Consider the following 24,649-nt stretch of genomic DNA (forward strand, 5'->3'; position numbering starts at 1 on the left):
CGAACGTCTGGCTCCGGCGGCCCGCGCGCGGGCCGCCGGCTCGTCGACGTCGCCCGGACCGCGCGCAGCCCGGGTCCCCGCGTCGAAGGCCGCCGCCCCGGGCGGTCGCGTGCGCAAGCTCGCGACCACCGGTTTCACGGTCGCTGCCATGGCATTCGTCGCGCTGATGGCCATCTCCACCTCCCTGCCCGCTGAGGCACTGCTGTCCTCCGCCGACGTGCAGGCCGCCGCTTACACGGCGAAGAGCTCCGGACAGAGCGAGCCGGCCCAGACCCTGACCATGGACGGCGGCACGGACACGATCTCGGTACAGCGCGACGGTTACAAGTCGCAGACCATCGCCGAGGTGGCCGCCGCCAGCGGCATCCGGATGGAATCGACCTTCACCAACAACCCGAACGGCACCGTCCAGTGGCCCTTCTCGGTTGGCGTGCACATCGGTGATCACTTCGGTGCCCGTGACTGCGCAGGGTGCTCGTCCAACCACCGAGGCCAGGACTTCAACCCCGGCATCGGCGCGCCCATCCAGTCGATCGCCGACGGCGTGGTCAGCTACGCCCAGGACGGCGAAGGCAGCCTCGGGGTGCACATGATCATCGACCACATGATCGACGGCAAACTCGTCTCCAGCGTCTACGCCCACATGATCCACGGCTCGATGCTGTTCAAGGAGGGTGACGTCGTCAAGGTCGGCCAGGTCATCGGCCAGGTCGGAAACACGGGCATGTCGACCGGGCCGCACCTGCACTTCGAGATCCGGATCGGCGGCCAGAACGGCACGCACGTCGACCCTCTCGTCTGGCTGTACGCCAACACGAACTAGCGCGCATCCGGCCCCGGTGCGCTCGCGCTCGGTCGCCGCACCGCACCGCGCCTGAACTCGCGTCGCCGCGCCTGATGCGGGTCAGGCAACCCCGGACGTGACTTCGGCTACCGGAACCCCGGTCCGGTTGCGCCCAATGGCCTCCAGGAGGCCCTCAGGCAGGGCGAGGTGCGATAGCCCGGTGATGCTGAGCAGGTCGCTGTCTGCCTCGCCCGCGGGCTTCAGGGCCAGGACCTGGTCGTGCAGGCGCTCCATCTTGACGTCGAGCCGATTCGCGACATCCGCTGCCTGTTTCAGGTCGAAGACGAGGTCGACCGGCACGGCCCCCCGGTACTTGTAGTAGATCTTGTGCTCGAGGCTGGCCCAGAAGTCCATCGCCACGGTGCGGATCTGGATCTCGACGGTGACGGGCTCCACCCGGTCGGACATGAAGACCGGGATCGCGACGATCAGGTGCAGGCTCTTGTAGCCGTTGCCTTTCGGGGATGCGACGTAATCCTTGACCTCGAGAACCGTGACATCCTGCTGCCTCGTGAGCATGTCGCGGATGCGGTAGATGTCGGAGATGAAACTGCAGGTGATGCGGATGCCTGCGATGTCCTGGATCTGCGCCCGGATGTCGGGCAGCGACAGCGGGCAGCCCTTGCGGTTGGCCTTGTTCAGGATTCCCTCCGGCGACTTCAACCGCGAGTTCACGTGCTCGATCGGGCTGTAGTCGTGGATGGAAGCGAACTCCTCCTTCAAGATGTTGATCTTGGTCATCATCTCGTCGGTGGCGAACTTGTACGAGAGCATGAACCGGGCGAGCTCAATCTTGAGCTGTCGGCGCTCGACGAGGCCCATTCGGACGTCGGTCTCCGTGCCCATGCCGCTATCGATCCCCGTGCCGGTCACCGTCGCTCCTCCAGCGAGCCCAGACGTCGGGCCGCGCTCCGATTGTCCCACGGCGGTGCTGCGGGTCCCCTGACAGGGCCGCCGCGCCGGGCAGGTCCGCGCCCAGCCGCGCAGCGCCGCGGTCCGGCGTAGAACCAATTCGACGGAGATTTTGCTCTCCAGAGCCGATTTCGGCCTGATTTGGGCCGATTCGGGCAAAATCTCCGTCGAATTCGTCAGGGGCGGTGGTGCGGTGGCCGGGCGTGCGGGCCGGGCGCGCGGCCGGGCGTGCGGGCAGCCCGGCGGGCGGCAGGTCCTAGGCGCGCAGCCAGACCGTGGTGTCGCCGGGCAGCTTGCCGCCCGTGAGCGGGCCGCTGGCCAGCAGCACTTCGCCGACCGGCAGCGGGGCGGATGCGGCGCCCGTGTTCGCGAGCACCGTCACCGTTCCGTTGGTGAACGCCACGATCTCGTCACCGTGCCCGGCCAGCCAGCGCACCGAACCGAGTCCGAGCCGGAGCTCGCGGCGGAGGCGCAGTGCGAGCGTGTACAGCTCGAGGGTGGAATCGGCCACGCCGACCTGAGCGTCGCGGGCCAGCCCGGCCCACGAGGCCGGCTGCGGCAGCCAGCTGCGCGCCGAGGGGCCGAAGCCGTAGGAGGGGGCGGCTGCTTCCCAGGGGATCGGCACGCGGCATCCGTCTCGGCCGTAGCGCTCCCCGTTGGTGCGGAACCAGGTCGGGTCCTCGCGCGCGGAGTCCGGCAGGTCGATGACCTCGTGCAGGCCGAGTTCCTCGCCCTGGTAGAGGTAGCTGGAACCGGGCAGCGCGAGCATCAGCGCCGAGGCGGCGCGGGCGCGGTGCAGGCCGACCACGAGGTCGGGGAGATCGGGCGTCTTCGGCCCGATGCCGTGCCCCTGCAGGCTCTCGTGGTTGAGGGCGAGCCGGGAGGCGTGCCGCACGACGTCGTGGTTGGAGAGCACCCAGGTGCTGGGGGCTCCGACCTCGCCGAACGCGGCCAGGGAGTCGTCGATGACGCGCCGGAGGGCGACGCCGTTCCACGGGGTCTCGAGGTAGGCGAAGTTGAAGGCCTGGTGCATCTCGTCGGGGCGCACCCACTCGGCGACGTGGCTGAGCGGGTCGACCCAGGCCTCGGCCGCGAGGATGCGGTCGCCCGGGTATTCGTCCAGGATGAGGCGCCAGTCGCGATAGATCTCGTGCACGCCGTCCTGGGCCCAGTAGGGGGCGGTCGGGGCTGCGCCGGGGATGCTGCCGAGGTCGAGCACCGTCGCGCCGCCCATGCTGCCGCCCTCGACGGGGGTGTAGTCGGGGAGGCCGGCTTCCTTGATCATGCCGTGCGCGACATCCACCCGGAACCCGTCGGCGCCCCGGTCGAGCCAGAACCGCAGCACGTCGCGGAACTGCGCGCGCACCCACGGGTTGTCCCAGTCGAAGTCGGGCTGGGTGGTGTCGAAGAGGTGCAGGTACCACTGGCCGGGCGTGCCGTCGGGGTTGGTGATGCGAGTCCAGGCCTTGCCGCCGAAGACGGAGTCCCAGTTGTTCGGGGGCAGCTCGCCGTTCTCGCCGGAACCGTCGCGGAAGATGTAGTGCGCACGCTCGTCGCTGCCCTCCGGGGAGGCCAGGGCGGCCTGGAACCAGGGGTGCGCGCTCGAAGAGTGGTTGGGAACGAGATCGACGATGACACGGATGCCCAGATCATGCGCGGTGCGCTGCAGGATGTCGAAGTCGTCGAGAGTGCCGAACAGAGGGTCGACGTCGCAGTAGTCGGCGACGTCATACCCGGCGTCGCGCTGCGGGGACGTGTAGAACGGTGACAGCCAGATCGCGTCGATTCCGAGGTCGCGCAGGGCCGGTAGACGCCCGGTGATGCCGGCGAGGTCGCCCATCCCGTCGCCGTTGGCGTCCGCAAAGGATCGGGGATAAATCTGGTAGATAACGGCGGTACGCCACCATTCTGTGCCTGTCATGGGGAAAACATTACGGCATTTTCCACAGGGTGAAAGCGTTTGCATGACATCTCATTTAAACGAACTCTACAAAGATTTCCCCACTTTTTCCTCGTGAATTGCCAACCGACCTACGAGAAGATATAAATGTAAACGCTTGCACAATTGTCAATGTCCTTACGAAAGGCACACCAATGATGGTGAATAAGAAAGGCCTCCTCGCTGCTGGTGCAGTCGCGGTCGCCGCGTCCCTGGCCCTGGCCGGCTGCGCCGGAGGTTCAACCTCCGGAAGCTCCAAGTCCGATGCCGCTTCCAGCACCCTGACCGTCTGGGTCGACGCGGACCGCGCCGCCGTCCTCAAGGATGCGGCAGCCGCATTCACGAAGGAATCCGGCGTCAAGGTCAAGCTCGTCCAGAAGGACTTCGGAAAGATCCAGGAGGCGTTCATCGCCCAGGTTCCGACCGGCAAGGGCCCCGACATCACGATCGCCGCACACGACTGGCTGGGCAACTTCGTCAGCAACGGCGTCGTGCAGCCGGTCGAACTCGGCGACACCGTCGGCGACTACCAGAAGGTTGCCGTCACGGCCATGAGCGTCGAGGGCAAGACCTACGGCGTGCCGTACTCGATCGAGAACATCGCGCTCCTGCGCAACACGGCCCTCGCGCCCACCGCGCCGGCCACCTACGACGACATGATCGCCGCCGGCACAGCAGCCGGAACGGAATTCCCCTTCCTCGTGCAGGTCGGGCCGGAGTCCGACCCGTACCACCTGTACCCGTTCCAGACGTCCTTCGGCGCACCCGTCTTCGGCACCAACGCCGACGGCAGCTACAACCCCGACGACCTCTCCATCGGCAACGCCGGCGGCGAGGCCTACGCGGCCTGGCTGGCGAAAGAAGGAGCAGCAGGTCACCTGAGCGTGAACGTCACCGGCGACATCGCCAAGGAGAAGTTCAACTCCGGAGCCTCACCGTTCCTGATCACCGGCCCGTGGAACGTGCCGGACGCCCAGAAGGCCGGCATTGACGTGGCCGTCGACCCGATCCCGTCCGCCGGTGGCTCGCCCGCGCAGCCGTTCGTCGGCGTGCAGGGCTTCGTCGTCAGCGCCAAGTCCAAGAACGCCCTCGCGGCGAACGAGTTCCTGGTGAACTACATCGGTTCCGAGAAGGTCCAGACCGAGCTGTACAAGGTCGGCGGCCGCGCACCGGCACTGACCTCCGCGTTCGAGGCGGCCAGCTCCGACCCGATCACCGCCGGATTCGGCGCGGTAGCGGCCGAGGCCGTTCCCATGCCCAGCATCCCGCAGATGGGCAAGGTCTGGCAGTTCTGGGGCGTCACCGAGGCCGCGATCATCACCGGCGCCGGCGACCCCACGCAGCTCTGGCAGAAGATGACGGCCGACATCCAGGCCGCCATCAAGTAGTCGCTCCACCACGCAGCAGCTCCACCACGCAGTCCTGAAGGACCGCCCCGGCCTCTCTCCCTGAGGCCGGGGCAGTCCCCGGGGCTGCCCGGCCCGGCATCGGGCAGCACCACGCACCGCACGCACCGCACGCATCACCACGCATCACCACGCATTACCACGCATTACCACGCAGCTTAGGCACGGCAGAAAGCGGACGAAGATGACCACCACAGGCACCGAGCAGGGCGAAGCGCCGGTCACCCCACGGGGCGACGGGCCGGGCGAGTCACCCGTCGTTCAGACGTCGCGTTCGAAGCGTGCGGCCAGGGTCGCCGAGGCGGCATCCGTGGGCGTGAAAACGCTTCTGGTCAAGATCGCCCTGCTCTCCATCGTGGACGCGATCGGCGTCTACGCCCTGATGGTGCTCTTCCTCAAGCAGGACTGGGTCGTCTTCGGCGCCGTCCTGGTCGTTACCGCCGTCGTGAACTGGATCTACTTCAGCCGGTACAAGCTGCCGGCCAAGTACCTCGCTCCCGGCCTGATCTTCCTCCTGATCTTCCAGATCTTCGTCGTCGGCTACTCCGGCTACATCGCCTTCACCAACTACGGCACCGGCCACAACAGCACCAAGCAGGACGCGATCACCTCCCTGATCGTCTCGTCCCAGCAGCGCGTGCCCGACTCGCCCACCTACGACCTGACCGTGCTCGAGAAGCTCGGCACGTTCAGCTTCCTGGTCACCGACCCCGACGGCACGGTCAGCGTGGGCAGCACGGATGTCCCGCTCACCCCCGTCACGAACGCGGAGGTCGACGACGCGGGCAAGGCCGTCGGGCTCTCCGGCTACACGCCGCTCAAGTTCAACGACATCGTCAGCAACCAGGAGGCCATCGCGGCCATCTCCGTGCCGCTCTCCGACGACCCCAACGACGGCACCCTCCGCACGCCGGACGGCTCCAGCGCCTACCTGTACCTGTCCGACCTCGTCTACGACGAAGCGGCCGGCACCATGACGAACACGACGACCAGCACCGTCTACGTCGACAACGGCAAGACCGGTTCATTCGTCGCCGCGGACGGCACCGAGCTGCTGCCCGGCTGGAAGGTCGAGGTCGGCCTGGCGAACTTCGCCAAGGCCTTCGGCTCCGAGTCGATTCGCGGCCCGCTGATCAGCGTGACCATCTGGACCTTCGCGTTCGCCCTGCTCTCGGTGCTGACCACGTTCGGGCTGGGCCTGTTCCTGGCCATCGTGTTCAACAACATGAAGATGCGCGGCCGCAATTTCTACCGTGTCGTGCTGATCCTGCCGTACGCGTTCCCCGCCTTCCTCTCCGCGCTGGTCTGGGCCGGCATGCTCAACCCCCAGTTCGGCTTCGTCAACCAGGTGCTGTTCGGCGGGGCCGAGATCCCCTGGCTGACCAACGAGTGGCTGGCGAAATTCAGCATCATCTTCGTCAACCTGTGGCTCGGGTTCCCCTACATGTTCCTGGTCTGCACGGGAGCGCTGCAATCGATTCCGGAGGAGATCCAGGAGGCCGCTACCGTGGACGGCGCCCGGCCCGGCCAGGTGTTCCGCCTGATCAAGCTGCCCCTGCTGCTGGTGTCCGTCGCCCCGCTGCTGATCTCGTCCTTCGCGTTCAACTTCAACAACTTCAACCTGATCTACATGCTCACCAACGGCGGGCCCAGGGACGTCACGGCCGGGGTGAACGTGGGTGCCACCGACATCCTGATCTCCATGGTCTACAAGGTGGCGTTCGTGGGGGCGAGCCGCGACTACGGGCTCGCCAGCGCGTTCTCGATCATCATCTTCCTCCTGGTCGCCCTCGTGTCGATCATCAGCTTCAAACAGACCAAGGCGCTAGAGGAGTTGAACTGACATGCGGATTGCAGCCCCCGAAACCAGCGACCTGTACATCCCGACGAAACGACCGTTCAGTTTCCGGCGGTGGTTCCTCGACACTGGCTGGCGGCACCTGATCGGTGTGGTCATGCTCGTCTTCTGCTCCTTCCCCCTGCTCTATGTGCTCTCCGCGTCGCTGCATCCGGGCGGCACGCTGATCACGGCCAACGGCCTGTTCAGCGAGGTGAACCTGGGCAGCTACCAGACCCTGTTCGACCTGCCCCAGCAGCCCTACGCGGCCTGGTACGGCAACACGCTGCTCATCGGCACCATCACCTCCGTCTGCACGGTGTTCCTCGGGGCACTCGCGGCGTATTCCTTTTCACGGATGCGTTTCGCCGGCCGCCGGGCCGGGTTGCTGATGCTCGTCCTGGTGCAGATGTTCCCGCAGCTGCTCGCGGTCGTGGCCATCTTCCTGCTGCTCAATGGCATCTCCGACATCTTCCCGATGATCGGTCTGGACTCCCAGATCGGCCTGATCATGGTCTACCTGGGCGGCGCCCTCGGCGTGAACACCTACCTGATGTACGGCTTCTTCAACACCATCCCGGCGTCCATCGACGAGGCCGCCAAGATCGACGGAGCCGGCCACGCCCGGATCTTCTTCACCATCATCCTGCGGCTGGTCGCGCCGATCCTCGCCGTCGTGGGGCTGCTCTCCTTCGTGGGAACGACCAACGAATTCGTGATCGCCAGCATCGTGCTGATCACGCCGGAGAAGCAGACCCTCGCGGTCGGCCTGTACCAGTTCGTCTCCCAGGAGTTCTCCAGCAACTACTCCGTCTTCGCGGCCGGGGCCGTGCTCGCGGCGCTGCCCGTGATGGCCCTGTTCCTCTGGCTGCAGAAGTACATCGTCGGCGGGCTGACCGCCGGATCGGTGAAGTAAGGAACCATGCTCTCCACGCTTGACCGGTCCCACGCACAGCCGCACCAACTCCCGCACCACGACGGCTCCCCGCTGTACGTGTCCGACCTGTCGCCCGCCCCCGGGGACAGGGTGCGGGTGCGGGTGCGCGTGCCGGAGTCCTTCGGGGTGGTCGCATCCGTGCATGTCCGGTCCACTCCCGACCAGGAGCCGCGTTTCGGCGCGGCCACGCTCCTCGGCGCGCAGGGCGGCTGGCAGTGGTGGGAGGCGGGCGTGGCGGTCGACAACCCGGTCACCGGTTACCGGTTCCTGATCACCCTGGACGACGGGAGCCACTGGTGGCTGAACGCCGCCGGGGTGCACGACATCGAGACGCTCGACTCGGCGGACTTCAAACTCGTCAGCCACCCGGCCGCACCGGACTGGGCCTCGTCCAGCGTGATCTACCAGATCTTCCCCGACCGCTTCGGCCGTTCGCCGGCCGCGGACCTGCGGCAGGCGCCCGCGTGGGGTCTGCCCGCGGCGTGGGAGGACGAGGTCGAGCAACTGCCGCCGGGCCGTTCGCACCAGTTCTACGGGGGAGACCTCGACGGCGTCATCGCCCACCTCGACCATTTGGAACGGCTCGGCGTCACCCTGCTCTACCTGACGCCCGTCTTCCCCGGCGGCTCCAACCACCGGTACGACGCGTCCAGCTTCCACGAGGTCGACCCGCTGCTCGGTGGCGACGAGGCCCTGGTGCGGCTGGTCGGTGCCGCGCACGAGCGCGGCTTCAAGATCATCGGCGACCTCACGTCGAACCACTCCGGAAACCGGCACGAGTGGTTCCGCGCCGCGCACCGCACTCCGGGTGCCGCCGAGAGCGCCTTCTACTACTGGCTGGACGAGCAGCAGGACGACTACGAAGCCTGGCTGGGTGTGCCCGCACTGCCGAAGTTCAACTGGAACTCCGTGGAGCTGCGCACCCGCTTCATCGAGGGCCCCGACTCGGTGGTCGGCAAGTGGCTGCGAAAGCCGTACAACCTGGACGGCTGGCGGATCGACGTGGCGAACATGACCGGCCGCCTCGGGGGCGAGGACCTGAACGCGGAGGTGAGGCAGACCATCCGTCGCACCATGATCGAGGCCAACCCCGACACGATCCTGCTCGCCGAATCGACCAACGACGCCTCGGGCGACTTCCAGGGCGACGCCTGGCACGGTGCGATGACCTACACGACGTTCACCCGCCCGGTCTGGAGCTGGCTCTCCAAACCGGACAGTCCCTCCCCGTACTTCGGGCTGCCCTACGGCACCATCCCGCAGAGCGACGGGCGGCAGTTCGTCGAAGCCCACACCCGGTTCACGGCCGGCTACCCGTGGCGCACCCGCCTGTCCACGATGAACGCCCTCGACACCCACGACACGCCTAGGTTCCGCACCCACGCGATCGACGGGGGAGTGCCCGTGGCCTTCGGGCTGAGCGCCACCCTGCCCGGCCTGCCGGTGGTCTTCGCCGGCGACGAGTTCGGCCTGGTCGGCGAGGACGGGGAGCACTCGCGCACCCCGATGCCCTGGGACACCGCCGCGGAACCCGACGTCGCCGCGACCATCGACCTGTACGCGGAGCTGATCCGCCTGCGCACGGGCCACCCGGCCCTGAACGGCGGCGGGATGCGGTGGCTGCACGTGGGCGCGGACGTGCTCGTCTACGTGCGGGAGGCGGAAGAGGAATCGGTGCTGCTGATGGCCGCCCGCTCCGCCTGCGAGGTGACCCTGCCGGAGGGTGCGGTGGCGGGGGCGGCGACCCGCCTCCTGGGAGCGGCCGAACTCACCGAGGAGACCGGGGGCATCCGTCTCACCGCGGACGGGCCGAGCTTCACGGCCTGGGCGCTGCCGGGCGCCCGGGCGCCCAAGAGGTGACCGCGGTCAGCGGGGAGGCCAACTTGGTGATAATATTTACCGGTTGCCGAAATTTGGCTTAGTTTTCCCTCGTGGATGGCTTTGCCCCCTTAGCTCATTGGTAGAGCACTTCCTTGGTAAGGAAGAGGTAGTGGGTCCGATTCCCACAGGGGGCTCTGGCTTGGAAGCTCTTGCAGCCGACAGGTCGTGGCGGGGTAGCTCAGTTGGTTAGAGCACACGGCTCATAATCGTGGTGTCGCGGGTTCAATTCCCGCTCCCGCTACCAGAACATACGAAGAAGGTCCCGCCTCAGGCGGGGCCTTCTTTCGTTGTCGCCCCGGACCCTGGTTAGTCGCGACTGCGGGTCACCAGCGAGTCGACGACAGCCGAGACCAGCAGAACCACGGATCCGGCGCCCAGGGTGAACCCGGCCGTCACGGTGCTGATGACCCGGGGATCCGCCGGCGCCGGGGCGGTCAGGTAGAGGAGCGACATCACCCCGGCCGCGGCTCCGACCAGTGCGAGCAGGCTCTGCCTGACCAGGCCCCTGAGCAGGCGCCGGTCGCTCTTGTCCGCGAGCAGCCGCACGTTGACGTTCAGCTGGCCGCTCTCCAGGGCGAGCCCGATCTGGTCGAACCGCCGTGGGAGGCGCCGCACGCTCGGGAGCAGGGCCAGCAGCTCGGTGGTCAGCAGCTCGCGCACATTGGCCGGCGCCAGCTGGTCCCGGATCTGCACATTGGCCAGCATCCGGGATTCCTCGAGCAGGTCGAACTCGGGCAGGGTGGATCGCAGGGTGCCTTCGAGCACGGCGAATGCCCGCGCCGCCGCCACGAACTCGGCCGGGATGCCCACCCCGTATCGGGTGAGGATGGCGACCAGGACATCCACGGTGAGCACGCTGACGCGCGCACCCGGGCCGAGGTCGAAGGTGATGAACGCGCTCAGCTCCCGCCGGAAGGCCTTCTCATCCGCCCCCTCGCGCAGGGGCGCGAGGGACAGCAGCCCGTCGGCGATGAGCTGGGTGTCCGACTGCAGGTAGGCGATCACCAGCTCCTGAATCGTCTCCCGCAGTTGCAGGTCGAGCCGGCCAACCGAGCCGAAATCGACCAGCGCGGGAGTTCCGTCCGCGAGCAGCATGATGTTGCCCGGGTGCAGGTCCGCGTGGAAGACGCCGTCGAACACGATCTGGCGCACGAAGGCGCTCAGCACGACGCGCATGGCGGCGCCCAGCTCGGCCCGGGGTGCTCCGACCCTCTCGTTCAGCTCGCTGAAGGTGTCCCCGACGAGGTATTCCATCACCAGCACGCGGTCGTTGGAGAGGCTTTCGAACAGCTCGGGCAGACGCAGCTCGCCGGGCCGGGGCCCTCTCAGCTGGAGTGCGCGCATGGCCGACAGGTTGCGGGCCTCCAGCCGGAAGTCCAGCTGGCGCACCAGGTCTGACGCATAGTCCTCAGCGACGGCCTTGATCCCGAGGCTCCGGGCCTGCGGCGACGTCAGGCTCAGCACGTTCGTCACCCGCAGGGCGATGGCGACGTCGCGTCGCAGCTCCGGCACGATTCCGGGGCGCTGCACCTTCACGGCCACGACGGTACCGTTCTTCAGCGTGGCCCGGTGCACCTGCCCGATGGATGCCGCGGCGATGGGTTCGGGATCGAACTCGGCGAAGACGCTGGCCAGGGGGGCGGCGAACTCTTCCTCGAGCATCCGCTGTACCTCGGCCCAGGGCGCCGGTTTTACGCTCTTCTGCAGTTGGGAGAGTGCGGCGACGAATTCCGCGGGCAGGAAATCGGATCGGGTGGAGAGCAGCTGGCCCATCTTCACGAAGGCTCCGCCGGCTTCCTCCAGCGCTGCCCGCAGGCCCTCGGCCTGCACGCTGCGAACGGATGCCCCGCTCGGCTCGGTCCCGAAGTCCAGCCGCCGGATCGGGAGCAGTCCGTTCTTTCGCGCGATGCGCACGAGCTCGGCGAAGCGCCGGCCGCGCTGGAGGAAGGGCCGCGGGGGAGCCGGGCGGCTCCGCTCCGCTGCCAGGGTCAGTTTCGGAATGGTGATTCCCCGTGCGCCGTCCACCGTCTCAAATCTCCTGTCCAACACCGGGACCCTGCGCCGCGTGCCGCCGGGTCGTGGACTCGCGCTCGCCCGGCGTAGCCTGCCGGTCGGCAGGAGATCCGGATTACAGCATGCCCGTTCAGGATGGGAGGCGGATGCGAACGAGCCGGGGGGAGCGATAGCCGCGTTCCCCCGGGTGCCGCCTGTTCTGGGGGCACCCCTCGGGGGCGAGCGGGTTCCGGGTCCGCTAACGTGAACCTAACGGACGCCGGGGGGCGGCGATGCAGCCGAATCGACGTGGGGGCCCTGCCGGGCGCGGTGGGGCACGGGGCCGCGGTGGCCGGTGTGGATCATGTGGCTGGCCTTGGGCGCCTACGTCATCGGCCTGGCGCTGCCGCGGAGCGGTTTCAACCCCGTGGTGGACATCGGGCTGGCCCTGTCGACGAGTTGGCTGGCCGCCGGAGTGTGCTGGGTGGGCGTGTTCCGCACCCGGTTCGCCGGCGATCACGTGCTGTGGGCGGCACTCGGCGTTTCCTTGATGGCGGTCGGCGACACGTATTACGTGCTCCTGACCGCGAGCGCCGGGCAGGAGCCGACCACGTCCCCGGCCGACGTGGCCTACCTGTTGTTCTACGCGACGATGCTGGCCGCCCTGGCCGCGCTCGTGCGACGTCAACTCCGGGGCCTGCCGGGGCCGATTCTGCTGGACAGCGCGGTGGGCTTTCTGGGAGCGGCCGCCTTCCTGGCCGTGGTGCTCGACCCCGTCCTGGAACCGGCCCTGGAGGGTCCTCCGTCGCTGGCGACGGCCGTGGCGGTGTCCTACCCGGCGTTCGACCTGCTCCTGATCGCAGCGATCGCCGGCATCGCGGCGGCGCCCGCCCTGCAGCTCGGCCGGGGCTGGATCCTGCTGGTTGGAGGTCTCGCGGTCTTTGCCGCCGCAGACGTCTGGGTTGCTCTGATGGACCTCACCGGCGGCTACGTGATCGGCACGCAGCTGGACGCGGAGTGGGCCTTGGGCATCACAATGATCGCGGCCTGGGTCGACCTGTCGGTGCGCCCCCGGCGGGACGGCCCGCCTGCCCGTGACGGCAGGTGGGCGCTGGCGGTACCCGCGGCGGCAGGTGGGCGCTGGCGGTACCCGCGGCGGCGACGGTGGTGGGACTCGGGATCCTCCTCGCGTCGAGTCGAACGCCGGTGTCGGAACCCGCGGTGGTCCTGGCCGGGGCAACCCTGGTCCTGGCGGCGGTGCGCACCCAGCTGGCGTTCCGGCAGCTGTGGAGGATGGCGGACCTGCGCGGCCTGGCCAGGACCGACGATCTCACCGGCCTGCCGAACCGACGGGCCCTGCATTCCGATGTTCCCCTTCGCCTGGGGGCACGGCAGGGCGGCCGCAATGCGCTGTTGCTGCTGGACCTGGACCGGTTCAAGGAAGTCAACGACAGCCTCGGTCATGACGTCGGAGATCTGCTGCTGATCCAGGTCGCGGCCCGATTGTCCCGGCAGGCGCGCAGCGGCGACCTCCTGGCCCGGTTGGGTGGCGATGAATTCGCGCTTCTTTTCGACGACGTCGGTGGCGATGACCGGCTGCGTACCCTGCAGGAGCTGCGCGCGGCGCTCGCCGAGGGCCAGCTGGTGCTGCACTACCAGCCCAAGATCGAGCTGGCCACGGGGCGGGTCCAGGGCGTCGAGGCCCCCGTTCGCTGGAATCACCCCGGCCGTGGGCTGCTGTATCCGGATGCGTTCCTGGCCATCGTCGAGGAATCCGGGTTGATGCACGAGATGACCGACGTCGTGCTCAGCCTGGCGCTGGACCAGGCGGCGATCTGGCAGGCGCAGGGCCGGATGCTCACGGTCGCGGTCAACCTGTCCGCCAGCTCCCTGGTCGATTCGGACCTGCCCGAACGGATCGGGGCCATGGTCGCGGCGCGCGGACTGCCCCCAGCGCCCTGATGGTGGAAATCACGGAAGAATTCCTGATGGACGACCGGGACCGGGCCCGGGACATCCTGACCCGGTTGAGGACGAGCGGTATCCGGGTGTCCGTCGACGATTTCGGCACCGGGTACAGTTCGCTGGCGTACCTGCGGGAGCTCCCGATCGACGAACTCAAGCTGGACCGGTCCTTCGTCTTTCCCATGGCGGACGATCCGCGCGCCGCCGCGTTGGTGCGTTCCATCGTCGACCTTGCCCACAGCCTGGGGCTCAGGATGGTGGCCGAAGGCGTGGAGGACACCGTCGCCTACGACCAACTGACCGGCTACGGCTGCGACCAGGCCCAGGGCTTCCACATATGTCGGCCGGTTCCCGCCGACGAACTGGGCAGTTGGCTCGACGGGCGCCGCGTGCCGGCGGCGACCGGTCTCAGCCGGCGACCCGTCTCATCCGCTGACCGGTGACCGCTGACCCGTGACCACTGACCGCTTCGCCTGCGGTCCTACTTGAGCTCGATCTCGACGAAGGTGAACTCGGTCGTTCCCGGGTTGACCATGTTGTGCGTGCGCCCAGCCTCCCGGAAGTAGGAGACCCCGGCCACCAGTTCGCTGATGGAGTCGCCGTCCTTGGTCTCCATCAGGAGTCGGCCGGTGCTCTGCGGTACGACGAGGTAGTCCAGGGTGTGCAGGTGCGAGCCGGTTTCGGAACCGGGTGCAAAACGCCACTCGGTGACCTTCATGCGGGCGTTCTCAACCTGGACGGTGGCAACGGCGGGCGGACGGCTCATGGTTTTCCCCTCGCGGCCCCGTGGCCGGTTCGATCTGTTTCAGCGTGTGCCGCCACGGTAGCGGACTTTGGCCGCGCCGCGGAACACACCGGGCGTACTCTGACGGCGTGCAGACCTATACCGCGGCCCAGGTGCGTGAGGCGGAGACGCCCTTTCTGGAGGCGGGCGTGCCCCTGATGGAACGGGCGGCGGCCGGCCTCGCCGCCGAGGCGGCGACCCTGCTCGGGGAACGCCGCGGGGCAGTGGCCGGCACCCGTGTGCTCGTGCTTGCGGGCGCCGGCAACAACGGCGGTGACGCCCTCCACGCGGGAGCGCTGCTCGCGGCACAGGGCGCTCGGGTGTCGATCGTGCCCACCGCGCCCCGCCTGCACGTGGCGGGCCTGGCCGCGGCCCTCGCGGCGGGGGCGCGCCTGTTTCCGCTGGAGGAACCGGGGCCCGCGCTGGCGGAGCGGGCGCGCAAATCCGACCTCATCCTGGACGGCATCCTCGGCACCGGCACGAGCGGTTCCTCCGCGCTTCGGGGGCGCGCCCGCGAGGTCGTGGCGGCCATCCTGCCCGTGCTGGGCGCCCGGGTGGCGCCCGTGGTGGTGGCGGTCGACCTGCCCAGCGGGATCGGCGTGGACGATGGCGCCGTTCCGGATGCCGCGGTGCTGCCCGCGAGGGTGACGGTGACGTTCGGGGGCTGCAAGGCCGGCCTGGTGCGGGAACCCGCCGCGGGCCTGGCCGGCCGGGTGATCGTGGTGGACATCGGAATCTGCGCCGAGCTCGAGCGGATCGCGGCCCGCGACCGGGGCTAGGTCTACCCGGCCCCGCAATCCCCGCCGTCGCCCGTGGGGAGCACTTTCTGTGCTGTTTCCAAGGTCGGGGCCGTTGCATTCTGCCCGCGCCAGCGCCTGAATGTGGAAATAGGTATTCTTCACCGGCAGCGGCCAAGGGGGTCGAATTCGTGATAAAAGTTCTCCTGGCAAGTTTCGTCGCCCTGATCGGCCTGACCATGCTCCCCGGAGGCCTCGGGCCGCTCCTGGTTGTCCCGGTGTGGCTGATCTGGGAGGTCTCTGCAAGGGTGGACCGGTTGCGGTTCAGTCGCGATGTGCAGCGGGAGTGGGAACTCCTGGTCGATTCCTGACCGTTCAGCCGGGGTGGGCGCCGGGTGACGACCATGCGTCGGGGGCGCCGGCCCTCTGCAGAGCGTCTTCCAGCAATTCGAGGTCGATGCGGGCATGCTTGAGGGCGATCGCGCTGGCGTCATCGGGGCGCTGCGCGCAGATCGCGTCGACGAGGTTCTCGTGGTCGGCGAGGGCGCGAAGCTCCATGGTACGCATCCCGGTCGTTGAGCCCCACAGGTGAGCCGGGGCGGCGATGCTGACCCGGGACTCCAGATCGAAGAGGACGGACTGGAGGGTCTCATTGTGGGCGGCCGCGCAGATCGCGATATGCAGTAGCTCATCGGCTCGCTGGGACTGCGGACCCGACTCGGCCTCCCGGAAAGCGGTCAGGCGCTGCCGCAGCTGCGTGACGTCCTCATCGGTGCGTTTCTCGGCGGCGGCCCGGGCGATCGTCCCCTGAAGTCGGCTTACCGCCTCGCAGGTGTCGCGGAGCACGTCCCAGCGCGCCGACAGCGTGCGGTGCACAGAGGCTTTGGATGACGAGGTCCACTGCTCGCGTACGAATGATCCACCGCCGCGCCCGCGCTGGGTTTCCAGCAGGCCCTGGCCGACCAGGCTGGCGATTGCGGCACGAACAGTCATCCGGCCCACGCGCAGGGAGGCCGCCAATTCGCGCTCGGACGGCAGCCGTGAGCCGGGAAGGTACTCGCCGATCGCGATGGCCGTGACCAGACGGTCGGTGATCTCGTCTGCCCGCGAGACGGCGGCCAGCGGAGTGCGCAAGGACCCAGCGGGGTCCGCGCCCGTTGTGCGACCGGAAGTCGAACGGCCGACCGTGGCTGCTCGCGGTGATTCGTCCAAGATGCCCCTTCCCTCCCCACTGGCCCCCGTTCGCGTGGGTGCGCATGTCCGAGGTGTAACGACCATATTAAGACACAAAGAATGGTCTTGTCACGAGACCTTTACTGCGCGATGATATCTCTCACCGTCCACCGACGGTCGTGACCCGGGGGAGAGCAGTGCCTGACATCAGTACCCGAACCGTGCCGTTCGGCGAGTGGGAAACCTGGGTTCGCATCACCGAACCCGACGAACCACGGGCCGGAGCCCTGCCCCTGGTCGTGCTGCACGGCGGCCCGGGAATGGCCCACGACTACCTGCGAAACCTCGACGAGCTCGCCAGCAGCGGGCGCACCGTCATCCACTACGACCAGCTCGGCTGCGGCAAGAGCACTCACCTGCCCGACGCGTCGGCGGACTTCTGGACGCCCCAGCTGTTCGTCGACGAGTTCGAGAATCTCGTCGCCGCCCTGGGGCTGGTCGACTACCACCTGCTCGGCCAGTCCTGGGGCGGGATGCTCGGTGCCGAGATCGCCACACGCCGACCGAACGGTCTGCGCAGCCTGTCGATCTGCAACTCTCCGGCCTCCATGGGCCTCTGGTCCGAGGGCGCTGCCGAGCTGCGTGCCCTGCTGCCGGAGGATGTGCAGGCGACGCTCACCCGGCACGAGGCTGCCGGTACCCTGATGCACCCCGATTACCTGGCCGCGTCCGAGGAGTTCTACCAGCGACACGTGTGCCGCGTCGTCCCTGTCCCGGATGACTTCCAGCGCAGCGTCGACCAGATGGAGGCCGACCCCACGGTCTACCACACCATGAACGGGCCCAACGAGTTCCACGTGGTCGGAACGCTCCGCACGTGGAACATCATCGACCGGCTCGACCAGATCGAGGCGTCGACGCTTGTGGTGGCCGGCGAATTCGACGAGGCAACCCCGATCACCTGGCAGCCGTTCCTCGACCGCATCTCCACAGTGACCAGCCATGTCTTTCCCGGAGCCAGCCACTGCACCCATCTGGAGCAGCCCGAGACGTTTCGATCCGTCATTGCTGCATTCCTGGCGCAGCACGAACACTGACCTTTCCCTCACGCCCGCCCCCGATCCCCAAGAGAAAGAGCATCCCGATGACAGCATCCCCGAGTTCGCCCGAGCTCAACGCGCAGGAACAGCTTGAGTCCTTCGGCTACAAGCAGCAGCTGAAACGCTCCGTCTCCACCACCGACCTGCTGATCTACGGTCTGATCTTCATGGTTCCGATTGCCCCATGGGCCATCTTCGGCACCGTCTACAACGCGGCGGAGGGCATGGTGCCCCTGGTCTACCTGATCGGTCTGATCGCCATGATCTTCACCGCGCTGGCCTACGCGCAGATGGCGAAATCGATCCCCCTGGCCGGTTCGGTCTTCTCCTACGTCGGCCGGGGCATCCACCCCACGGCGGGATTCTTCGCCGGCTGGGCCATCCTGCTCGACTACCTGCTCGTTCCCACCCTGCTCTACGTGTTTGCCGCCGAGTCGATGATCGGCATCTTCCCTGACTCCCCGCGCTGGGTGTGGGCGCTCCTCTTCGTTGCCGTCAACACCGTGATCAACCTCCTGGGGATCACCTCCATCAAACGGATGAACCGCATCTTCCTCGCGATCGAACTCGTGTTCGTCGTGATCTTTGTGATCATCGCCGTCACCGCGCTGACCAACGGTTCGGTCCCTGGCGCTGAATTCACCATCCTCCCGCTTTGGGACGCGAGCGCGGTGACCGGCCCGCTCATCGCCTCCGCGCTCTCGATCGCAGTGCTGAGTTTCCTCGGCTTCGACGGAATCTCCACGATGGCCGAGGAATCAACCGGGGGACGCAACTCCGCGGGGAAAGCCATGATCACGGCTCTGCTCATTGTCGCTTTCCTCTTCATCGTGCAGACCTGGCTGGCAAGCGCCCTCTCGGCGGGGCGAGCGTCATTCAGCGACAGTGAGGCCGGCAACGCGTTCTTCACCGTGGTCGAGGCTGCCTCCAGCAGTGGATGGGCGACAGCGTTCTTCGTGGTCAACGTGCTGGCCATCGGTATCGCGAACGCCATGGCCGCCCAGGCCGCGACCTCCCGGCTGCTGTTCTCGATGAGTCGGGACCGTCAGCTCCCCAAGTTCCTCAGCGAGATCAGCGGTCGTCAGGTCCCCCGGAACGCGATCCTCGTGGTCTCCGCTCTCTCGGCCGTCCTTGTGCTGTTCTTCGTGGGCCAGATCGACCTGATCGCTGCGCTGGTCAACTTCGGTGCGCTCTTCGGGTTCATGCTGCTGCACCTCTCGGTGATCGTGCACTACATCGTGCGCAAGAAGTCGACGAACTACCTGCTGCACCTGGTGGTGCCGGTCATCGGGTTCCTGATCATCGGCTACGTGCTGCTCAACGCGAGCCCGCTGGCCAAAATCGGCGGCGTGGTCTGGCTCGTGCTCGGTGTCGGAGTTTTCCTCTACTTTCGGCACGCGGGACGCAAGACCGCGCTCGAGGGCGAAATCGGTCCCGAGCCGCTCGCGTTTCCCGCGACCGGCGAACGAGCGGGGCTGTAGACCGTGGACCACTTTCTCGACAAGAGCCATGGTCAGCCGGGATTCTCGGCTGACCGGGAGCCCGCACTGCGGATCGTTCCCGGAACCGGGGAGCGGATCGGCTTCGAAACCAGTGACGAGGTGTACGAGCAGTTGCATGCGCACCACGACATGGCCCGACTCACCGTGCAGATCAACCCGGTGACAGGTCCGGTCTACGTCGAGGGCGCCGAACCCGGCGATGCCCTCGCGGTCACGATCCACGAGATCCGGTTGAAGGACTGGGGCTGGTCGGTCAGCCTGCCGGGATCGGGCGCGCTCCAGAACGTCATGGGCGAAGGCATGTTCACGCGCCGGGTTCCCATCGACGCGGCCGGTGTGCACGTCACGGACCGGCACGTCTTCCAACCGCTGCCGATGATCGGCTGCATCGGCACGGCGCCTGCTGTGGGCTCGAATTCGACGATCATGCCGTCCTACCCCCAGGGCGGGAACATGGACGTCACGGACTGCAGCCCGGGTTCGACGGTGTACCTGCCGGTCATGGTGGAGGGCGCCTATCTGTCGATCGGGGACATCCACGCGATCATGGCGGAGGGGGAGTCCTCCTTCGTCGCGATCGAGGCCGAGGGGATCGCCGTGGTCAGCATCGCCCTGGTGAAGGGGCTGGCGCTCCGGGCGCCCCGGGTGGAGACCGCGGAGGAGTGGATCTTCGTGGGGCTCGGTGATCCGGTGCAGGAGAGCATCAGGCGCGGCTACGAGGACATGTTCGGTTTCCTTGTGGAGGACCAGGGCTGGGAGGCCGGGGACGCCTACGCGGTCATGAGCGCCGTCGGTCACTCGCGCCTCGGCGGACCCACGGGTTCCGTCGCGCCGGACCCGCTGCATCCGTTCACCGCGGTCGGGGCCGTGACGGTGCACCGGCTGCCCAAGAGCGTGCTCTGACGCGGTGGCGGAACCCGACGTGCGGGTTCCGCCGCCGAGTGTCAGGCCGCGCCGGCCGAGGCGGAATGGGCCGTCTGGACTTAACGGACGCGGCCCGGGAGCATGGGCCCATGACCACTTTTGCGCGGCTCGGGCGCTACCGCATCGACGCCGTCCTGGTGCTGGTCGCTTTGGTCTGGGGCGGCAGCTACCTGGCCGCGAAGGTGCTGACCGAGCAGGCGAGCGTCGGCGCGGTGCTCGCCCTGCGCTTCCTGGTGGCCGCGCTCGCGCTTCTCGCCGTCTGGGCGCTGAGCCGGCCGCGGCCGCCGAGCAGGGCCGAGCTGGCCGTCGGCGTGCTGCTCGGGCTCACACAGGCGTCGATCCTGTGGCTGGAGACGGCCGGGGTGGCCGTCACCGCGGCCACGAACGCGGGCCTGATCATCAGCCTGACGATCATCCTCACGCCGATTCTGGAGTCGGTGGCGGCGCGCGACTGGCTGCCGCGGCCCTTCTTCGTGGCCGCGGTGCTGGCGGTCGTCGGGGTGGCGCTGCTCGTCTCCGGCAACGGATTCCACGCCCCGAACCCGGGGGACCTGCTCATGCTCGCGGCCGCGTTCGTGCGGGCCCTGCACGTCACCATGGTCGGCCGCCTGACCCGGGGCGGAGTCGCGGGCCAACGGCCGGGCACCCTCATGATCACGCTGGTGCAGGCCATCGTGGGCGCCGTCGTGTTCTCGGCAGCGGATGCGCCGGGCACGATGCGGGCGATCGGCGCGTTCGGCCCCGCCGCCTGGCTCGGGGTGCTCTACCTCGGCCTGGCCTGCAGCGTGTTCGCGTTCCTGGCGCAGACCTGGGCGATCCGGCGCACCTCGGCCGCGCGCGCCAGCCTGCTGATGGGCACCGAGCCGGTCTGGGCGGTGCTCGTCGGCGTGAGCCTCGGCAGTGAGAGTCTCGGTCCGGTGGCGGTGCTCGGGGCGGGGCTGATCATCGCGGGCACCTTCTGGGGGCAGCGCACTGAGCAGCGGCACCGGTTGAGCCCGGCGGCGACCCCGCCCGCGGTGCTCACCCGTGTGCGCGAGAGCGGGTGAATCGTCGGTTAGAGCGTCTCAGAGCGACGATTCACCCGCTCTCGCGGATGGGGGTGCCTGGCGGAAAACCGCCGCGGCGACGACCAGGTCTTCCCAGGACATGCCCGAGCTGGTGAAGACGCGGGGGCGCGAACGGTCCACGGTCACCTCGCCGGTCAGGATGGCGCAGAGCGGCACGAGCGACTCCGCGTCGATCACGCCGTCCCGGATCGGGATCAGTACGTCGCCGCCCTCCCGCAGTGCCACCTGGCTGTCCTCCACGACGACCTGCGCGCGCCCGATCAGGGCCGAGGGCAGCTCCCGGGCGTTGGGCTCGTGCGAACCGACCGCCACCGTGCAGGAGTCGACGGGCACCAGGTCGCCGTCGAACAGCGGGGTGCGGGCGGTGGTGGCGCAGACGATCAGTTGTGCATCCTGCACGGCGTCGGCGGTGCCCGTGCGGGCGGCCAACCCGCTGGCCTGAACCCGGTCGGCCAGGGCCTGGGCGCGACCGGGGTGCCGGCCGATCACGGTCACCCGCTCGAGCCGCCGGATGGCGCGCATCGCCTCGATGTGGCCCCACGCCTGCGGCCCCGAGCCGAAGACGACCAGGTGCGGGGCCTCGTCGGGCGCGAGCAGGTCGGCGGCGGCGGCGGACACGGCGGGGGTGCGCAGCGTGGTCAGCGCGATGCCGTCGAGGAGGGCGACGGGGCTGAGGTTCGCGGCATCCATCAGCAGGTAGACGCCCTGGATGCGCTCCTGGCCGAGGGCCGGGTTGCCGGGCGCGACCGTGGCGACCTTCACCCCGACGAACTCCGCGGACTGCGTCGGCATCAGCAGCAGTTGGCCGTTGGCCAGGCCCAGGATGCTGCGGCTGAAGTCGGAAGCCGGGTCGAGCCCGTCGCGCACGGCCGCCTGCAGAGCATGCACCGCCGCGCCGAAGCCCACCCGGGCGAAGATCTCCTCGGCTGAGATCCAGGGTATCGGTGAGTCGGAAGCCATGCTCCGACTGTACGTGGCACACCGGAAAGCGCCGCCTGACCCCATCGTCTTGGGGCAGTGAATGGTGGGGACAGGGCACCCCGATGATGTCCCGTCCCCGACTGGGGCGTTTCGGTCCGGTCTCGTCCGGACCCTGCAATCAGGGACTAAGGACCGGCATTCGGGGAACGCTCCTGCCTGTGCATGAGTGTAGGCCGGGTCGCTCTGCGGAGGAAGGGGTAGACAAACGGCCGGCAACGTTTTCGGCACCTGCCTGCCGCGCCTAAAGTGGTGTCAACGAGCCGAGCGCTCGCGACACACCGGGAGAACGAATGCCACAGACCCACCGCGTCGTCGTTGTCGGCGACGCCCTCATCGACGAGATGCGCGACCCGGAGTCCCTGCGCGAGTTCCCCGGCGGGGCCGCGCTCAACGTGGCGGTCGGCCTCGCGGTGCTGGGCGTGCCCACCACCCTGATCGCGATGGTCGGGGGCGACGCCGCCGGCGCGGTGCTGCGCGACTTCCTCGCCTCCCACGACGTCACCCTGGTCGCCACCCCCGGCCCGTTCGGCAGCTCGCGCGCGACCTCCGACCGCACCGACGGCGAGCCGACGTATGCGTTCAACGAGGCCGCGAAGAAGCGCCGGATCGAGTTCGGCCCGGCCGAGCGCGCGGCCCTCGACGCGGCGCGCCTGGTCGTCGTGAGCTGCTTCCCGTTCGACGACACGGCCCAGACGGATGCCTTCATCGCCGCCGTCTCCGAGCCGGAACAACGCCTCGTGATCGACCCGAACCCGCGTGCGGGCATGCTCGCCGACGCCGACCTGTTCGTGGCGAACTTCGAACGGATGGCCGCCCGGAGCCTGCTCACCAAGGTCGGCGACGAAGACGCCGAACTGCTCTACCGCAGCACGCTCGACGACCTGCGCCGGCGGCTGCTGGCGGCCGGAACGCAGACCGTGCTGGCCACGGCCGGGCGGGCCGGGGCATCCGTGGGTACCCGTGACGGCCTGCTCGTGAGCGAGCCGATCACGTCCCTGCCCGGCGCCGTGGTCGACACCATGGGCGCGGGCGACGCCACCCTCGCGTCGACGGTGCAGACCATGCTGACGCGGGGCGTGCCCACGGATGCCGCCGGCTGGCAATCCCTGCTGGCCGACGCCATGCTGATCGCGGCGGCCACCTGCCGCAGCGAGGGTGGCCTGCTGCGGGTGCCGACCGCCTGAGCGCCACTCGCCGCGGCTCGCCTGAGCGCCACTCGCCGCGGCTCGCCTGAGCGCCACCCGCCGCCACTCGCCTGAGCGCCACCCGCCGCCACTCGCCGCCACTCGCCGCGGCTCGGCCTCGCCGCTCGGCCTCGCCGCTGCCCTGCCCTGTCGCTGCTCCGCCGCTGCGCTGCCCGGATCCGGCCGCCCCTGATCCGCGGGTCTGCCTGCCGCTGAGGGGTCCCAAATCGACCTTCCCGGGCCCCCGGAAGGTCGATTTGGGACCCCTCACGCCGAGACGCGGGCCGCGTGGGTGCGACGCGGGCCGCGTGGGTGCGACGCGGGCCGCGTGGGTGCGACGCGGGCCGCGTGGGTGCGACGCGGGCCGCGTGGGTGCGACGCGGGGGAGGACGTTCCGGGTCTGCGGCTCAGTCGGCGACGACCGGCTTGACCGCGCGCACGATGGCGCCGTGCATGCCGTCGGCCACGTCGTGGGTCAGGGTCACACTCACCTGCTCGAAGCCCGCGCGGGAGAGCCCGGTCTCGTATTCCTCGATCGAGAGGGCGCCGGCGATGCAGCCCACGTGCGAGCCGCGTTCGGCCCTCTGGGCGGGCGTGAGGTGGTTCTCGGCGACGACGTCGGACACGCCGATGCGGCCGCCGGGACGCAGCACCCGGAACATCTCCGCGAGGACGGCGGGCTTGTCGGTCGACAGGTTGATCACGCAATTGGAGATGACGACGTCGACGCTCTCGGTGGGCAGCGGCACCTCTTCGATCGTGCCCTTGAGGAATTCGACGTTCTCCGCCTGGGCGGCGGCAGCGTTGCGGCGGGCCAGGTCGAGCATCTCGTCGGTCATGTCGAGTCCGTAGGCGAACCCGGTCGGGCCGACCCGTCGGGCGGAGAGGAGCACGTCGATGCCTCCGCCGGAGCCGAGGTCGAGCACGGTTTCGCCGGCCTGCAGGTCCGCGACCGCGGTCGGGTTTCCGCAGCCGAGGCTGGCCAGCACGGCGTCGCCCGGCAGACCGGCGGTGGCATCGAGGCCGTAGAGCACGGAGCCGAAGACCGCGCTCTCGTCGACCGCGCCCGGTCCGCAGCAGGAGTCCGGGGCATCCGTCGTGTCGGTGCTGCAGCAGGAGGCCGACGGGGCGAGCAGGGAGCTGCGCCCGGCCTCGGTCACCGACAGCGCCGCGCTCGCGTAGCGCGCCCGGACCTCGTCACGTACGGAATCAGCGGTGTCGCTCATGGTGTTCTCCCTTGGCTGGTCGCCGGGCAGCTGTCGCCCGGGTCTTATATTGATGTCTGTCGATGCAATCTACGTGAAAGATCGACAGTCGTCAATGTCTCCCGCCGTGAGGGGTCCCGAATCGACCTTCCCGGGCCGATCGAAGGTCGATTCGGGACCCCTCAGCGGATCGGGAGCGGGAGACGAGACGGATGCGGCGGCCAGGGCGCGGCGGGCCGGGCGGGGCGCGTCGCGACGGCGGGCCGGGCGGGGCGCGTC

At 68.8% G+C, this 24,649-nt stretch carries 19 protein-coding genes, 2 tRNA genes and 1 pseudogene; 15 read left to right on the forward strand and 7 right to left on the reverse strand.

Annotated features, from left to right (window positions below; translation table 11 throughout):
• Positions 1–823 (forward strand): M23 family metallopeptidase (locus E3T42_RS10225; protein ID WP_134402966.1); only part of this gene is annotated, 823 nt, incomplete at its 5' end.
• 81 nt (positions 824–904) lie between these two features.
• Here the strand turns inward: E3T42_RS10225 and E3T42_RS10230 are convergent.
• Complete coding sequence (locus E3T42_RS10230; protein ID WP_370262231.1) at positions 905–1,717, reverse strand: GTP pyrophosphokinase family protein; 813 nt, start codon at positions 1,715–1,717, stop codon at positions 905–907.
• Between the two features lie 295 nt (positions 1,718–2,012).
• On the reverse strand, positions 2,013–3,677 hold the full coding sequence (locus tag E3T42_RS10235; protein ID WP_241976021.1) for a glycoside hydrolase family 13 protein: 1,665 nt from the start codon (positions 3,675–3,677) through the stop codon (positions 2,013–2,015).
• Between the two features lie 173 nt (positions 3,678–3,850).
• On the opposite strand from E3T42_RS10235, the gene E3T42_RS10240 reads away from it, so the two are divergent.
• The 6 genes from E3T42_RS10240 (at position 3,851) to E3T42_RS10265 (ending at position 10,000) form a co-directional block, all read left to right on the forward strand.
• Positions 3,851–5,083, forward strand: a complete 1,233-nt coding sequence (locus E3T42_RS10240) for a maltose ABC transporter substrate-binding protein (RefSeq protein ID WP_134366206.1) — start codon at positions 3,851–3,853, stop codon at positions 5,081–5,083.
• 202 nt (positions 5,084–5,285) lie between these two features.
• Positions 5,286–6,944 carry an ABC transporter permease subunit gene (locus E3T42_RS10245; protein WP_134402967.1) on the forward strand — a complete coding sequence of 553 codons (1,659 nt, stop codon included), beginning with the start codon at positions 5,286–5,288 and terminating at the stop codon, positions 6,942–6,944.
• 1 nt (position 6,945) lies between these two features.
• Positions 6,946–7,854 carry a sugar ABC transporter permease gene (locus tag E3T42_RS10250; protein WP_134366204.1) on the forward strand — a complete coding sequence of 303 codons (909 nt, stop codon included), beginning with the start codon at positions 6,946–6,948 and terminating at the stop codon, positions 7,852–7,854.
• Positions 7,855–7,860: 6 nt separating this feature from the next.
• On the forward strand, positions 7,861–9,735 hold the full coding sequence (locus E3T42_RS10255; RefSeq protein WP_134366203.1) for a glycoside hydrolase family 13 protein: 1,875 nt from the start codon (positions 7,861–7,863) through the stop codon (positions 9,733–9,735).
• Between the two features lie 83 nt (positions 9,736–9,818).
• Positions 9,819–9,890 (forward strand) — tRNA-Thr (locus tag E3T42_RS10260).
• Between the two features lie 33 nt (positions 9,891–9,923).
• Positions 9,924–10,000 (forward strand) — tRNA-Met (locus E3T42_RS10265).
• Between the two features lie 62 nt (positions 10,001–10,062).
• Here E3T42_RS10265 and E3T42_RS10270 read toward each other — a convergent pair.
• Entirely contained in the window at positions 10,063–11,781 is a 1,719-nt protein-coding gene (locus E3T42_RS10270; RefSeq protein WP_134366202.1) for an AarF/ABC1/UbiB kinase family protein, read from the reverse strand.
• 1,260 nt (positions 11,782–13,041) lie between these two features.
• Between E3T42_RS10270 and E3T42_RS17315 the strand changes: the two are divergent.
• A pseudogene (locus E3T42_RS17315) lies at positions 13,042–14,156 on the forward strand (putative bifunctional diguanylate cyclase/phosphodiesterase).
• 38 nt (positions 14,157–14,194) lie between these two features.
• Here the strand turns inward: E3T42_RS17315 and E3T42_RS10285 are convergent.
• Positions 14,195–14,479, reverse strand: coding sequence for a cupin domain-containing protein (locus tag E3T42_RS10285; protein WP_134366199.1), 285 nt, complete (start codon positions 14,477–14,479; stop codon positions 14,195–14,197).
• Between the two features lie 107 nt (positions 14,480–14,586).
• On the opposite strand from E3T42_RS10285, the gene E3T42_RS10290 reads away from it, so the two are divergent.
• Both E3T42_RS10290 and E3T42_RS10295 read left to right on the forward strand, forming a co-directional pair.
• Positions 14,587–15,276, forward strand: coding sequence for an NAD(P)H-hydrate epimerase (locus E3T42_RS10290; protein ID WP_241976026.1), 690 nt, complete (start codon positions 14,587–14,589; stop codon positions 15,274–15,276).
• 149 nt (positions 15,277–15,425) lie between these two features.
• Positions 15,426–15,605, forward strand: coding sequence for a hypothetical protein (locus tag E3T42_RS10295; protein WP_134366198.1), 180 nt, complete (start codon positions 15,426–15,428; stop codon positions 15,603–15,605).
• Positions 15,606–15,609: 4 nt separating this feature from the next.
• Here the strand turns inward: E3T42_RS10295 and E3T42_RS10300 are convergent, their stop codons facing one another.
• Complete coding sequence (locus E3T42_RS10300) at positions 15,610–16,368, reverse strand: FadR/GntR family transcriptional regulator (protein WP_241976031.1); 759 nt, start codon at positions 16,366–16,368, stop codon at positions 15,610–15,612.
• Between the two features lie 236 nt (positions 16,369–16,604).
• On the opposite strand from E3T42_RS10300, the gene E3T42_RS10305 reads away from it, so the two are divergent.
• From E3T42_RS10305 to E3T42_RS10320, 4 genes are all read left to right on the forward strand, one after another.
• Positions 16,605–17,504, forward strand: coding sequence for a proline iminopeptidase-family hydrolase (locus E3T42_RS10305; protein ID WP_198416003.1), 900 nt, complete (start codon positions 16,605–16,607; stop codon positions 17,502–17,504).
• 47 nt (positions 17,505–17,551) lie between these two features.
• The gene (locus tag E3T42_RS10310; protein ID WP_134366195.1) at positions 17,552–18,988 is read left to right on the forward strand and encodes an APC family permease; all 1,437 of its coding nucleotides are present in this window, start codon (positions 17,552–17,554) and stop codon (positions 18,986–18,988) included.
• A 3-nt stretch (positions 18,989–18,991) separates the two neighbouring features.
• A complete protein-coding gene (locus E3T42_RS10315; protein WP_134366194.1) occupies positions 18,992–19,912 on the forward strand; it encodes an acetamidase/formamidase family protein in 921 nt (306 codons plus the stop codon).
• A 110-nt stretch (positions 19,913–20,022) separates the two neighbouring features.
• Complete coding sequence (locus E3T42_RS10320) at positions 20,023–20,979, forward strand: DMT family transporter (protein WP_134366193.1); 957 nt, start codon at positions 20,023–20,025, stop codon at positions 20,977–20,979.
• A gap of 18 nt (positions 20,980–20,997) precedes the next feature.
• On the opposite strand, the gene E3T42_RS10325 is transcribed toward E3T42_RS10320, so the two are convergent.
• Positions 20,998–21,960 (reverse strand): ornithine cyclodeaminase family protein, encoded by a 963-nt coding sequence (locus E3T42_RS10325; protein ID WP_134366192.1) that lies wholly within the window; start codon positions 21,958–21,960, stop codon positions 20,998–21,000.
• Positions 21,961–22,271: 311 nt separating this feature from the next.
• Here E3T42_RS10325 and E3T42_RS10330 point away from each other — a divergent pair, with 311 nt between their 5' ends.
• The gene (locus E3T42_RS10330; RefSeq protein WP_134366191.1) at positions 22,272–23,165 is read left to right on the forward strand and encodes a carbohydrate kinase family protein; all 894 of its coding nucleotides are present in this window, start codon (positions 22,272–22,274) and stop codon (positions 23,163–23,165) included.
• A 407-nt stretch (positions 23,166–23,572) separates the two neighbouring features.
• Here E3T42_RS10330 and arsM read toward each other — a convergent pair whose 3' ends face one another.
• Positions 23,573–24,391: an arsenite methyltransferase gene (gene arsM, locus E3T42_RS10335; protein ID WP_134365134.1), complete on the reverse strand. Its 819-nt coding sequence runs from the start codon at positions 24,389–24,391 to the stop codon at positions 23,573–23,575.
• Positions 24,392–24,649 lie beyond the last annotated feature (258 nt).

Source organism: Cryobacterium sp. TMT4-10, from assembly GCF_004403275.1.
Classification (GTDB): Bacteria; Actinomycetota; Actinomycetes; order Actinomycetales; family Microbacteriaceae; genus Cryobacterium; species Cryobacterium shii.

Bases quoted from the DNA above. Each gene is read 5' to 3' on its own strand.
- E3T42_RS10235 (WP_241976021.1), bottom strand. From the start codon at position 3,677: ATGACAGGCACAGAATGGTGGCGTACCGCCGTTATCTACCAGATTTAT.
- E3T42_RS10240 (WP_134366206.1), top strand. From the start codon at position 3,851: ATGATGGTGAATAAGAAAGGCCTCCTCGCTGCTGGTGCAGTCGCGGTC.
- E3T42_RS10245 (WP_134402967.1), top strand. From the start codon at position 5,286: ATGACCACCACAGGCACCGAGCAGGGCGAAGCGCCGGTCACCCCACGG.
- E3T42_RS10250 (WP_134366204.1), top strand. From the start codon at position 6,946: ATGCGGATTGCAGCCCCCGAAACCAGCGACCTGTACATCCCGACGAAA.
- E3T42_RS10255 (WP_134366203.1), top strand. From the start codon at position 7,861: ATGCTCTCCACGCTTGACCGGTCCCACGCACAGCCGCACCAACTCCCG.
- E3T42_RS10285 (WP_134366199.1), bottom strand. From the start codon at position 14,479: ATGAGCCGTCCGCCCGCCGTTGCCACCGTCCAGGTTGAGAACGCCCGC.
- E3T42_RS10310 (WP_134366195.1), top strand. From the start codon at position 17,552: ATGACAGCATCCCCGAGTTCGCCCGAGCTCAACGCGCAGGAACAGCTT.
- E3T42_RS10320 (WP_134366193.1), top strand. From the start codon at position 20,023: ATGACCACTTTTGCGCGGCTCGGGCGCTACCGCATCGACGCCGTCCTG.
- E3T42_RS10325 (WP_134366192.1), bottom strand. From the start codon at position 21,960: ATGGCTTCCGACTCACCGATACCCTGGATCTCAGCCGAGGAGATCTTC.
- E3T42_RS10330 (WP_134366191.1), top strand. From the start codon at position 22,272: ATGCCACAGACCCACCGCGTCGTCGTTGTCGGCGACGCCCTCATCGAC.
- arsM (WP_134365134.1), bottom strand. From the start codon at position 24,391: ATGAGCGACACCGCTGATTCCGTACGTGACGAGGTCCGGGCGCGCTAC.